This window comes from Mycobacterium yunnanensis (assembly GCF_025823185.1).
GTDB classification, from domain to species: Bacteria; Actinomycetota; Actinomycetes; order Mycobacteriales; family Mycobacteriaceae; genus Mycobacterium; species Mycobacterium yunnanensis.
Genome location: NZ_JACKVK010000001.1, coordinates 302,025 through 314,280, shown reverse-complemented (window position 1 = coordinate 314,280; position 12,256 = coordinate 302,025). Strand labels below are relative to the sequence as shown.

At 67.3% G+C, this 12,256-nt stretch carries 12 protein-coding genes; 9 read left to right on the top strand and 3 right to left on the bottom strand.

Annotated features, from left to right (window positions below):
- From H7K45_RS01640 to H7K45_RS01630, 3 genes are read right to left on the bottom strand one after another with little or no spacing between them, the layout of a single operon-like run.
- Nucleotides 1–975: a carbohydrate ABC transporter permease gene (locus tag H7K45_RS01640; RefSeq protein WP_263993976.1), complete on the bottom strand. Its 975-nt coding sequence runs from the start codon at nucleotides 973–975 to the stop codon at nucleotides 1–3.
- Complete coding sequence (locus H7K45_RS01635; protein ID WP_263993975.1) at nucleotides 975–2,348, bottom strand: ABC transporter substrate-binding protein; 1,374 nt, start codon at nucleotides 2,346–2,348, stop codon at nucleotides 975–977. The genes H7K45_RS01640 and H7K45_RS01635 overlap by 1 nt, the downstream gene beginning before the upstream one ends.
- Before the next feature lie 45 nt (nucleotides 2,349–2,393).
- Complete coding sequence (locus tag H7K45_RS01630) at nucleotides 2,394–3,347, bottom strand: sugar-binding transcriptional regulator (protein ID WP_263993974.1); 954 nt, start codon at nucleotides 3,345–3,347, stop codon at nucleotides 2,394–2,396.
- Between the two features lie 286 nt (nucleotides 3,348–3,633).
- Here H7K45_RS01630 and H7K45_RS01625 point away from each other — a divergent pair, with 286 nt between their 5' ends.
- The 9 genes from H7K45_RS01625 to rbsD all read left to right on the top strand — a co-directional run bounded on the left by H7K45_RS01625 (nucleotide 3,634) and on the right by rbsD (nucleotide 12,252).
- Entirely contained in the window at nucleotides 3,634–5,046 is a 1,413-nt protein-coding gene (locus H7K45_RS01625) for a mannitol dehydrogenase family protein (RefSeq protein WP_263993973.1), read from the top strand.
- Nucleotides 5,043–5,960 carry a carbohydrate kinase family protein gene (locus H7K45_RS01620; protein WP_263993972.1) on the top strand — a complete coding sequence of 306 codons (918 nt, stop codon included), beginning with the start codon at nucleotides 5,043–5,045 and terminating at the stop codon, nucleotides 5,958–5,960. The genes H7K45_RS01625 and H7K45_RS01620 overlap by 4 nt, the downstream gene beginning before the upstream one ends.
- A gap of 21 nt (nucleotides 5,961–5,981) precedes the next feature.
- Nucleotides 5,982–6,917 (top strand): non-homologous end joining protein Ku, encoded by a 936-nt coding sequence (gene ku / locus H7K45_RS01615; RefSeq protein WP_263993971.1) that lies wholly within the window; start codon nucleotides 5,982–5,984, stop codon nucleotides 6,915–6,917.
- Between the two features lie 128 nt (nucleotides 6,918–7,045).
- Nucleotides 7,046–8,125, top strand: a complete 1,080-nt coding sequence (locus H7K45_RS01610) for a LacI family DNA-binding transcriptional regulator (protein WP_263993970.1) — start codon at nucleotides 7,046–7,048, stop codon at nucleotides 8,123–8,125.
- A gap of 22 nt (nucleotides 8,126–8,147) precedes the next feature.
- Nucleotides 8,148–9,182: a sugar ABC transporter substrate-binding protein gene (locus H7K45_RS01605; RefSeq protein WP_263993969.1), complete on the top strand. Its 1,035-nt coding sequence runs from the start codon at nucleotides 8,148–8,150 to the stop codon at nucleotides 9,180–9,182.
- Complete coding sequence (locus H7K45_RS01600; RefSeq protein WP_263993968.1) at nucleotides 9,182–10,153, top strand: ABC transporter permease; 972 nt, start codon at nucleotides 9,182–9,184, stop codon at nucleotides 10,151–10,153. Before H7K45_RS01605 ends, H7K45_RS01600 begins: the two co-directional genes overlap by 1 nt.
- Nucleotides 10,154–10,164: 11 nt before the next feature.
- The gene (locus H7K45_RS01595; protein ID WP_263993967.1) at nucleotides 10,165–10,935 is read left to right on the top strand and encodes an ATP-binding cassette domain-containing protein; all 771 of its coding nucleotides are present in this window, start codon (nucleotides 10,165–10,167) and stop codon (nucleotides 10,933–10,935) included.
- Entirely contained in the window at nucleotides 10,928–11,854 is a 927-nt protein-coding gene (locus H7K45_RS01590) for a ribokinase (protein WP_263993966.1), read from the top strand. Before H7K45_RS01595 ends, H7K45_RS01590 begins: the two co-directional genes overlap by 8 nt.
- A complete protein-coding gene (rbsD, locus tag H7K45_RS01585; RefSeq protein WP_263993965.1) occupies nucleotides 11,851–12,252 on the top strand; it encodes a D-ribose pyranase in 402 nt (133 codons plus the stop codon). Before H7K45_RS01590 ends, rbsD begins: the two co-directional genes overlap by 4 nt.
- Nucleotides 12,253–12,256: the final 4 nt, after the last annotated feature.

The following is a 12,256-nucleotide window of genomic DNA, read 5'->3' as shown; positions in this document are numbered from 1 at the left end:
TTACGCAGCCTCTTCCTTGCCGGAGAACGATTTGAAGATCAACCTCAACGCGAAGCTGGCGATGATCATCGTGAAGATGACGACCACCACGCCCATCGCCGCCGCCTGGCCCATGTCGAAGCCGAGGAACGCGCGCTGGTAGATGTAGAACGGCAGGTTGGCACTGGCCACGCCCGGCCCGCCCTGCGTCATCATGAAGATGGCGTCGAACGTGTTCACCAGGTAGATGGCTCCGAGCACGACGCCCAACTCGATGAAGCGCCGCAGGTGCGGCAGCGTCAGCTCACGGAAGAGCTGCATTGCCGTGGCACCGTCGACCCGGCCCGCCTCGAGCTGGTCCCGCGGCATGGACGTCAATCCGGCCAGGATCAGCAGCATCATGAAAGGCGTCCACTGCCAAATCAATTCGACCATCACCATCGCCAGCGGGAACTGGCCGATCCAGTCCACCGGCCCGATGCCCACCAGCGAGAGCACCCAATTCAGGATGCCGTTGTTGGGGTCGAGGATCGTCGTCTTCCAGATCAGGGCCCCGGCGACGGGGGTGATCAGGAACGGCGTGATCAGGAGGGTGCGCACGACGCCGCGGCCCAGGAACGCGCGATCGAGCAGCAGGGCGATTCCGAGGCCGAGCAGCGCCGAGATCAGCACGACACCGACGATGAGGACGACGGTGTTGCCCGCGACCGACCAGAACTGACGGTCCTGGACGACGGCGACGTAGTTGCTGAACCCGACGAATTGCCGTGAGCCCGGCCGAACCAGGTTCCAAGAAAGCGTCGAGTAGTACAGCGTGAACAGGAATGGCACCTGCGTCACGGCGATCATGAAGATCAGCGCGGGCAGGAGCGGTCCCCGTCTGCGCCACCCCTCGGCCCGGCTGACCCCGGTGTCCTGGGCTTCACGGATCTTGCGAACCCGTTCGGCCACTGCCCCCTGACCGGCGTCCGACTCTGTTTCAGCGGTAAGAGTCATCACTTCTCCTGGTAGCTCTTGCCGACGACCTCGGCGTATTTCTGTGATTGCTCCATCGCTTCGTCGACGGAGATCTGGCCGGCGATGGCCGCACTGATCTGCTGGCTGACCCGGGTGCCCAGATCCTGGAACTCGGGAATCCCGACGAATTGGACGCCGGTGTACGGAACCGGTTGCACCGTCGGCTTGTTCGGTGACGCGTTGGTGATCGACTGCAGGGTCAACGGGCCGTACGACTTCGAGATTGCCTCATACTGCGGAAGTTCCGTGTACGTCGACGTGCGACTTCCGGGTGGGACGCGGGCCCAGCCCAGCTTCTCGCCCACCAGCTTCATGTAGTCCTTGCTCGTCATCCAGGAGATGAACTTCCATGCGCCTTCTGGGTTCTTGGCGGCCTTGGGGATGCCGAGTGCCCAGGTGTAGAGCCAGCCCGAGTTGGGCTTCTCCACGATCGGTGCGGGCAGGTAGCCGATCTTGCCCACCAGATCGGGGTAGGTCTTGGGATCCTCGATCGTCGAGACCGCTGAGGTCGCGTCGTACCACATCGCGGTCTGACCCTGGCCGAACAGGTTGGCGCACTCCTGGAAACCCGTCGAGGACGCGCCCAACTCGCCGGAGTCCTTGATCGTGTTGACGTAGAAGTTGACGGCCTTCTTCACCTCGGGGCTGTTGAGCTGCGCGTTCCACTTCTCGTCGAACCAGCGACCGCCGAAGGTGTTGATGACGGTGTCCAGCGGCGCGAGCACTTCACCCCAGCCGGGCTTGCCGCGCAAGCAGATACCCGCGTCCGAGATCTGCTTGGCCTTGATGGTCTTGGCCCAGTCGGCGACCTCCTGCCAGGTGGGCTGGTAGCTCGGATCCGGGTTGACGGTGATGCCGGCCTTCTCGAACATGTCCTTGCGGTACATCAGGAACGACGACTCGCCGTAGAACGGCACCGAGTACATGCTGCCCTCGTATGACAGCGAGTCGCGCAGCGACGGGATGAAATCGGCTTCGTCGTACCCGGGCGTGTTCTTCGCGTAGTCCGAAAGGGGCAGCAACCAGCCGTCCTTGGCCCACTGCGGGGTCTCGAAGTTGCTGATCATCGCGACGTCGAACTGGCTGCCGCCCATGGCGGTCGACATGGTGATCTTCGCGCGGGCCTGGTTCTCCGAGAGGGAGATGAACTTCAACTTCACGCCGGGGTTCGCCTTTTCGAACTCCGGCGACAACTTCTGCGCGTCGGTCATCTGCGAGTTGGAGACCAAGGCGATGGTCACCTCGTTGTCCGATGCCCCCAAGCTGCCCGCGCCCGAACAGCCCGCGGTCAGCGTCAGCCCGAGGGCCACCGCGCACACCGAGAGCTTTCGCACTGCTCGTGTCGCTTTCATCTTCACCTCACTCCTCGTCGAGTACAACTGCGTGTGTTCCCTGTCCTAGTGCTCCAATAGCCAACGTGCGCAATCGATGTCGCATACCAGCAGCTTCGCCAACCCGCCGAGCAGTGCGGCCCGCGTTGCTTCGTGCTTGGGCGGACCGCTGCAGACGAGGATGGTCTTGGCGCAGGTGCGGATGTCCTCGAGTGGCACCGACACCGCGCGGTGGGCGAGCTCGGTGATCACCGGCGCGCCGTTGGCGTCGAAGAAGCGCCCGCCGATCTCCCCGACGGCACCGAGTGAGACCAGTTCGTCCAGCATCCGGGTGTCGAGGAAGCTGCCCTCGAAGAGCGTCGTGGAGGTGCTCACCGAGCCCACGCCAAACAGCATGGTGTCGGCTCGCCGGCCGGTCTCCAGCGTGCGCGAGATCACCGAGTCGTTCCGCATGGACGTCACGGTCGACGGATCGGCGTACAGGGGTGCCGGAAGTCGCATTGCGCTGGCGCGCAACATGTCTGCCCCACGACTGAGGATGAACTCCATGCCGGTTTGGTAGGCGGCGGTGGACATCGCGCCGTCGAGTTGGACGACCACGCGACAGCTCGCGACGCCGGGGGCCAAGGCGGTGACGGCTGCCACCTGCTCGGGGCCCCACGTGAAGCCGAGGACGTCGTTCTCGGAAAGCCGTCGCATGAGCAGGGCACCGGCGGCGCGCCCCAGGTGCCCGGTTACCACGGCCTCGGTCAGGCCGTAGCGCTCCTCGAGCAGTCGCTCCTCGTCGGCGTGCAGATCGTCCTTCATGGTGGGCGGGACGACGACTTCGATGCGCACCAAACCCCTGGCCTTGGCCCTGGCGATCAACCTGCCCGCGGTGGGCCGCGAGACGCCAAGCTTGGCGGCGATCTCCGCCTGGGTGAGCCCGTCGAGGTAGTAGAGCGTGGCCGCCCGAAGCGCGAGACGGAGATCCTCGGGGGTTCCCCCGCTGTTCGAGGCGGCCTGGGCGGGCGGTTGCATGGACTCCCCAGGCCGGTCCGCTGGAGCCGCGCTTGCGTGGACTGCCCGCTGAACCACGCGGGCGTTCGACGTCGGTGTCGCCACGATCTCCGATCCCCTCCAACCAGATCAGTGAGCAGATGCTCGGGGTCGCGTGTAGATGCTCACCACGCTAACATGTGAATGTGACCTACACAACACTTTCAGTGCAGCGGCCGTCGCGAGGCGAAATGGCCGCTCCGACCGTACGAATTCACATCGACCCCCAACCCGTGCGGGGTAGCGTCCAGGAAGTGGTGATCGAGTCATGAAGCTCAACAACGCGTCCCTGCCCGAGATCCCGATCGCGAAGCCGTCCTACGATCGCAGCGAAATCACCGTCGGCATCGTCCATTTCGGTGTGGGCGGCTTTCACCGCGCGCACCAGGCGATGTACCTGGACCGGTTGCTGTCCGAGGGCAAGGCCACGGAGTGGGGCATCTGCGGAGTCGGCGTGCTGCCCGGCGACCGCAAGATGGCGTCGGTCATGGCCGACCAAGACGGCCTCTACACCCTGATCTTGATGAACCCCGACGGCACCCGCGACCCACGCGTCATCGGATCCATCGTCGACTACAAATTCGCACCCGACGATCCCGAGGCAGTCGTCGAACTGATCGCCGCGCCCACCACGCGCATCGTCGAACTGACCATCACCGAGGGCGGCTACGCGACCGACGACGCCAGCCCGGACAGCGTCTTCGGACTGGTCACAGAGGCGTTGGCGCGCCGCAGGGAACGCGGCCTCCCATCGCCGACGATCGTCTCCTGCGACAACATCGAGGGCAACGGCGACGTCGCCCGCGCCGCCTTCACCTCTTACGCCGAGCGGACCCAGCCCGAGCTGGCCGAATGGATGAAGGCCAACACGCGATTTCCGAACTCGATGGTGGACCGCATCACGCCGGTCACGACGCCGGACGTGATCGAGAATCTGTCCGCCGATTACGGCGTCGAGGACGAATGGCCCGTTGCGGCCGAACCGTTCACCGCGTGGGTGCTCGACGACGACTTCTCCGACGGACGGCCACCGTATGAGGACGTCGGCGTGCTGCTGGTCGAGGACGTCACGCCGTACGAGTTGATGAAGCTGAGGCTGCTCAATGCCGGCCATCAAGCGCTCTGCTACTTCGCGTATTTGGCGGGCTACCGGCTGGTGGCCGACGCCGCCGGCGACCCGTTGTTCGCCAAGTTCTTGCTGGAGTACATGGACACCGAGGCGACGCCGACGCTCAAGCCGGTGCCTGGCATCGACCTGCCCAAGTTCAAGCAGACCGCGATCGAACGCTTCGCCAATCCCGGCGTGCGGGACACCATCGTGCGGCTGTGCTTCGGCTCATCGGATCGTATTCCTCAGTGGCTGGTGCCGGTGATCAAGGAGAATCTGCGTTCCGGTGAGCCGGTGCGGCTCTCGGCCGCGACCGTTGCGAGTTGGGCTCGCTACGCCGAGGGCGTCGACGAGCAGGGCAAGCCAATCGACGTGCAGGACAACCTGGCGGATTCGCTGGTGCCGCTTGCCAAGTCGCAGCTGGAGAACCCGACGGCGTTCATCGAGAACACGGCACTGTTCGGCGATCTCGCCGAGCAGCCGCGCTTCGTCGAGGCGTATCTGTGGGCGCTGGACTCGCTGCACCGTGACGGCGCGCGGGCGACGTTGGAAGCGCTGGTGAAAGAAGGATGACGAACCGGGCCCTCGTCATCGGTGAGGCGCTGATCGACATCGTCCAGCGCGACGGACGGGTGCTCGGCGAGCACGTCGGCGGCAGCCCGCTGAACGTCGCGATCGGACTGGGGCGACTGGGGCGCGACGTCGACTTCCTCACCCACGTCGCCGACGACGAACGCGGCCGGCGCATCGTCGAACACGTCGAGGCATCCGGGGTGCGACTGGTGCCGGGCAGCGTCACCGCCGAACGCACGCCGACCGCCGAGGCGCGGCTCGACGACACCGGCGCCGCGCAGTACACCTTCGACATCGACTGGCGGTTGTCGGGCACCCCAGAGGTGGCTCCCCCGTTGACCGTCCACACCGGTTCGATCGCAGGGTTTCTCGACCCGGGCTGCCTGGCGACCGCGGCGCTGCTCGACGCGTATCGGCTCTCGGCCACCGTCACCTACGACCCGAACGTCCGGCCCGCCCTGATCGAGGATCACGATCAGGCGGTCAACCGGATCGAGCGGCTCGTCGAGAAGGCCGACGTGGTCAAGGCCAGTGACGAAGACCTGCGCTGGATCGACCCGACGCGCACGCCCGAACAGGTAGCCACCGCTTGGCAATCCCTTGGGCCGTCGATCGTCGCGGTCACCATGGGCGGGGACGGTGCGTTCGCGATCTCCGCGGCGGGGACCGTGCGGGTGGCGGCTCGAAAGGTCGACGTGGTCGACACGGTGGGTGCCGGCGACTCGTTCATGACCGGTCTCGTCGACGCGCTGTGGTCGCTCGACCTGCTGGGCGGCGACAAGCGGGCCGATCTGAAGCGCATCGACGACGACGCGCTGACGGGCGTTCTGTCCCATGCCGTCCTGGCGTCGGCGCTGACGGTGTCCAAGGCCGGGGCAGACCTGCCCGACCGCGCGGCTCTTCAAATGGGATGACTCCGTGGGCCATACTGGGTCATGCGTTCCATCTGGAAGGGATCGATAGCCTTCGGGCTGGTCAACGTGCCGGTCAAGGTCTACAGCGCCACCGAAGACCACGACATCAAGTTCCACCAGGTGCACGCCAAGGACAACGGGCGCATCCGCTACAAGCGGGTGTGCGAGGTGTGCGGCGAAGTCGTCGAATACCGGGACATCGCAAAGGCCTACGACTCCGACGACGGACAGACGGTGATCATCACCGACGAGGACATCGCCACGCTGCCCGAGGAGCGCAGCCGTGAGATCGAGGTCGTCGAGTTCATCCCGGCCGATCAGCTCGACCCACTGATGTACGACAAGAGCTACTTCCTCGAACCCGATTCGAAGTCGTCGAAATCGTATGTGCTGCTTGCCAAGACACTGGCCGAGACCGATCGGGTGGCGATCGTGCACTTTGCCCTGCGGAACAAGACCCGCCTGGCGGCGTTGCGGGTCAAGGACTTCAGCAAGCGCGACGTCATGGTGATCCACACGCTGCTGTGGCCCGACGAGATCCGCGACCCCGACTTCCCGGTGCTGGACAAGGAAGTGGAGATCAAGCCCGCCGAACTGAAGATGGCCGGCCAGGTGGTCGAGTCGATGACCGACGACTTCCACCCCGACCAGTTCCGTGACGACTATCAGGAGCAGCTGCACGAGTTGGTGCAAGCCAAACTCGAAGGCGGCGAGGCGTTCACGGTCGAGGACCAGCCCGCCGAGAACCTCGACGAGACCGACGACGTCTCCGACCTGCTAGCCAAGCTGGAGGCCAGCGTGAAGGCCCGCGCGGGAGCGAAGAAGACCGCGGCTGACACCGACGAGAAGGCACCGGCCAAGAAGGCTCCCGCCAAGACCGCCGCCAAGAAGACGGCCGCGAAGAAGGCGCCCGCCAAGAAGACCGCGGCGAAGAAGGCACCGGCCAAGAAGGCCTGATCACCCCGGTCGTCACCCCGCTCCGCCCCGCCAGAGCACCACCCGATGGTTGACCCCCGCTGAGATCTGTGTCACAGTCACACGTCTAGTTAATCGATTAAACAGTGAGGGCCGGGGTGACGGTTCGGATGCAGGACGTAGCGCAGCGGGTCGGCGTCTCCGCCGCCACGGTGTCGCTCGCGCTCGCCGGGAGCGACCGCATCTCCCCGGCCACTCGGACCAGGGTCGAGGAAGCCGCGCGTGCCATGGGGTACCGGCCGCACGTCGGCGCCCGGGCGCTGCGTACCGACTCCACCCGCACCATCGGCCTGGTCGTCAGCGACGTGGCCAACCCGTTCTTCGCCGAGCTGGCCGGGGAGATTCAGCGCGCCGCCGCCCGGAAGTCGTATTCGATCGTGCTCTGCAACAGCGACGAAGACGCCCGGCGACAGGACGACTACCTCTCGAGCCTGCTCGCCGGCCGCCAGGTCGACGGCACCATCGTCGTCCCCACCGCGGCGATGACCCCCGGCCTGCAGCAGGCGGCGGCCGGCGCGGCGAAGATGGTCCTGCTGGACCGGCCCGTCGAAGTCACCGGCCGCGGTGCCGCCGCACGCCACCTCGCCAAGTGTCCGATCGTCCGCAGCGACGCCAGGGCCGCACTCGACGAAGTGGCCGAGCTGCTCTCCTCGCTCGGACATCGCCGAATCGGCATCATCGCGCCCCCGCTGCAGACCCAGGTCGGTCAAGAGCGCCGGGACGTCCTTCGCGAGGCGTTGCTGCGCCGCGGCGTACCACCGCGGGGCATCACCGTCGTGGAGGGCGACTTTCGCCAGGACAGCGGCGTCACGGCCGTGCACCGACTGATGGCCCGCCGTCAGCCCCCCACCGCGATCTTCGCCGCGGACGGACTGATGGCGGTCGGCGCACTGAAGGGGTTGCGCGCGGCCAACATTCGCGTCCCGCAGGACGTCTCGCTCGTCGGCTTCGACGACGCGCCCTGGTTCGACCTGTTCGACCCACCCATGACGTCGGTCGCCCAGCCCATCGGCGCGTTGGCTGTCGCCGCCGTCGACGCCATGGTCGCGCTGCTGACCGGCGAACCCGCGCACAGCGCGCACCCCGCGTGCCACCTCGTCCGCCGCGGTTCCTGCGGCGAGGCCACCACCGACGACCCGGGAGGGGCGACCCCCGCCCCAACCAGAAAGCGGCAGTCGCCACAGCGGTGACGCCGACGAGAAAGGAACAACCATGAAGAACCCCGTGGGCGCGACGCAGTGCCGCGTCGCCCTTACCGCTCTGCTGTGCGGCACCCTGGCGCTGACGGCGGCCGGGTGCAACCGCTCGCCAAGCGGGGGCGAGGCCAGCGGCGGCGCGAAGATCGCGATCGTCACACGCGACTTCACCAACCCGTACTGGGCCGCGCTGCGTGACGGCGCCGAGGCCGAAGGCAAGAAGCAGGGCGTCGAGGTCACGGTGCAGGCCGGTAGCTCCGAGACCGACTCCACGGGCGAGAACACCAAGATCTCGACGCTGGCCGCGCAGGACTACGACTGCTTCGGCGTCGTCCCGGTCAACGCCACCAACGTGATCACCCCGCTGGTGCCCGTCGCGAAGAAGAACATCCCAATCCTCAACCTGGACACCCAGATCGACGCGGACGCATCCAAGGCCGCCGGCGTGTCCTACGCGTCGTTCATCGGCTCGGACAACCTCTCGGCCGGTCAGCAGGCCGGTGCGGCGCTGATGGCCGACATGGGCGGCAAGGGCGAGGTCGCCGTGCTTCAGGGCATCGCGGGTGAGCAGAACGGAATCAACCGACTCAAGGGCTTCACCGACGCCACGCAGGGCAAGCTGCAGATCGTCGCCACGCAGCCTGCCGACTACGACCAGAACCTCGCGTTGACGGTGACCGGCGACCTGCTGCGCGCGCACCCGAACATCACCGGCATCTTCGCCGCCAACGACACCATGGGACTCGGCGCCGCCCAAGCGGTGAAGAACGCGGGCAAGACCGGCGTCGTGTCGATCATCTCGGTCGACGGCATCACCGCGGCTCTTCAGGCCGTCAAGGACGGCACGCTGTCCGGCACGATCAGCCAATACCCCTATGCCGAGGGCCAAATGGCCGTCCAGGCGTGCATCAACCTGGTCGCGAAGAAGTCCGTGCCGGAGCGGGTCGTCGCACCGATCCACCTCATCGACAAGTCCAACGTCGACGAGGCGATCGCTTCGTTCCCGCAGCCGTTCGAGCCGTACGACAACCCCGTCACCGGCGGGAAGTGATGACCGCCGCTACCGAGGCACCCCCGGCCGGGGAAACCAGGAAGCGCACCGTGTCGGTCGGGGCGGCGGCGCGTTACGCCGCCCCGATCGGCCTGGTCGTGGTGTTCGTCGTCTTCTTCATCGCGACCCCGAACTTCCTCACCGTCGCCAACCTGACCGACCTGCTGGTGTCCGCCTCGATCCTGATGGTGTTGGCCATGGGCCAGCAGGTCGTCATCGCGATCGCCGGCATCGACCTGTCCGTTGGGTCCAATTTGCCCTGGGCTGCAGCCGTTTTGGGATTCGCCTACACCAACGGCGCCAATCTGGCCGTGTCGATGCTGCTGGCACTGCTCGCCGGTGCACTGGTCGGACTGCTGAACGGGCTACTGGTGGCCCGGCTGAACATGACCGACTTCATCGTCACGCTGGGCTCGCTGTCGGTGGTCAGCGGCGCCACCCTGCTGCTGACCGGCGGTAACACCGTCGCGGTCTCGTCACCCTTCCTGCAGGGGTTGGCGCTCGACGGCGTCGGCCCCGTGCGCTGGTTCTGGTTGGTGGCCATCATCGCCGCGCTGCTGACGGCATTCCTGTTGTTCCGCACCAAGACCGGCACGCACCTGCTGGCCACCGGAGGCAACGTCGACGCGGCCCGCGGGACGGGTATCAACGTCGCGCGGATGAAGCTGTTGGCCTACGTGCTGTCGGGACTGGCGTGCGGGGTGGCGGGCATCCTGCTGGTCGCCCGCACCGGCGGCGCCGATCCCAGCCTTCAGACCGACCTGCTGCTGTCGTCGATCGCCGCGGTCGTGCTGGGCGGCTCCAGCCTGTTCGGCGGCCGCGCCTCGGTGCTCGGATCGGCGGTGGGCGCGGTGCTGCTGACCAGTCTGATCAACGGCTTCACCCTGATCGGCATCTCGCAGAACTACCAGCCCGTGGCCGTCGGCGCCGTCGTGCTCGGTGCCGCGTTCATCTCCAGGTTCCAGAAGTGAGGGCTCCCGACGTGACCACTGACAACGGCGCACCACTGGTCGAATTGCGCGGCATCACCAAGTCATTCGACGCCGTCCGCGCCCTGCAGGGAGTGGACCTGTCCATCACCGAGGGCACGGTCACCGCGCTTCTTGGTGACAACGGTGCGGGCAAGTCGACCCTGGTGCGATGCCTGACCGGGGTGCACTCGCCCGACGACGGCGAGATCCGCTTCCGCGGAGAGGCCATCAAACTGGGCTCGCCCGACGACGCCCGCCACCTCGGTATCGAGACCGTCTTTCAGGATCTGGGCCTGATCGAGGATCTCGAGGTGTGGCAGAACCTGTACCTCAACCGGGAACTGACCAAGGGGGTGGTGCCCCTGCGGGTGCTCGACAAGAAGACGATGATCGCCCGCAGTTCGACGATCCTCGCCGACCTGGACGTCAACGTGCCCAACGTGCGCGCCACGGTGCGTCGAATGTCGGGTGGGCAACGCCAGAGCGTCGCGATCGCCCGCGCCGCCAACTGGGGTACCACGCTGGTCATCATGGACGAACCGACTGCGGCACTTGGCGTTCGGGAGACCGCGGCGGTGGAGAAGCTGATCGGCCGGCTGCGGTCCAACGGCGTCACCGTGTTGCTGGTCAGCCACGACATGGATCAGGTCATGCGCGTGGCCGACACCGCGTGGGTGCTGCGACGGGGACGCACCGCGGCCCACCGGGCGATGAGCCAGACCGACGGCGCCGAGCTCGTCGGCCTGATCACCGGTGCGATCGCGGGCGACGCCGATGCCTGAGCACCCGGCCGTGGTGGTCGTCGGATCCGTCAACGTCGACCACACCGTCACCGCCCCGGCGTTTCCCCAACCGGGACAGACGATCATGGGCACGTCGACGAGTTCGTCGGTCGGCGGCAAGGGCGCCAATCAAGCCGTCGCGGCGGCGCTCGCGGGGGCGACCGTCGCGATGGTCGCCAGCATCGGCGACGACGCGAGCGGGTCGACGGCGCGGCGGCGGCTCGAGGAGCGGGGCGTGCTGACCACGCACGTCTCGGTCGTCGCCGGCGAGCCGACCGGGACGGCACTCATCACCGTCGCCGAGCGTGACAACACGATCATCGTCGTCGCCGGAGCCAACGGGAGTTGGCCGGAGGACCTTCCCGGTGTCGTCGAGCACGCATCGGTGGTGTTGGCGCAGTTGGAGATTCCGGTCGAGGTCGTCGTGGCCGCGGCCGATCGGGCGCGCGGCACGTTCGTGCTGAACGCCGCACCCGCCGCGACGCTGCCGGCCGCTCTGCTGGCCCGGTGCGACGTGCTGATCGTCAACGAGCACGAACTCGCCATGGTGGTCGGATCCGTCGAGGGAGGCACGGTGGGCACCGACGTCGAGGCCATCGCCGCCGCACACGCCGGCCTGCGGGGCCGCGGGGTCGGCGCCGTCGTCACCACCCTGGGTGCAGCGGGCGCGCTGATCACCGACGCCACCGGCGAGACGACGTCGCTGCCCGCACCGTCGTCGGACGTCGTCGACACCACCGGCGCCGGGGACGCGTTCGCCGGAGTCGTCGCGGCCCGGCTGAGCGCCGGGGACGACCTGCTCGACGCGTGCCGCTGGGGTGTGGTCGCCGGCTCGCTCGCCGTTCGGGCGGCCGGCGCGCAGGACTCGTATGCCGACCTCTCCAGCCTCACCGCGGCAGTTCAGGAGAACCGATCATGAAGCGCGACGGAATCATTCACGCCGAGCTGGCCCGCCACGTTGCCGCGCTGCGGCACACCGACACGTTCGTCATCTGCGACGCGGGACTGCCCCTGGCACGCGACATGCCATTCGTCGACCTCGGTTACCGCTACGGGCAGGCCACGTTCGCCGACGTCACCGCGACCGTGCTGAGCGAGGTGGTCGTCGAGCACAGTTGGGTGTCGCGCGACGTCCTCACGGTCAGCCCGAAGGTGCACGAGCACCTCCTCGGCCTCGGCCTGACGCCGGAGCCGGTCGACCACGACCGCTTCAAGGCGGCCGTGCTGGACGCGGCGTTCGCCGTACGCACCGGTGAGGACACGTTCTTCGCCAACGTGCTGTGCCGAGCCGGGGTTCCGTTCGGCGGACCGGCGTGACGAG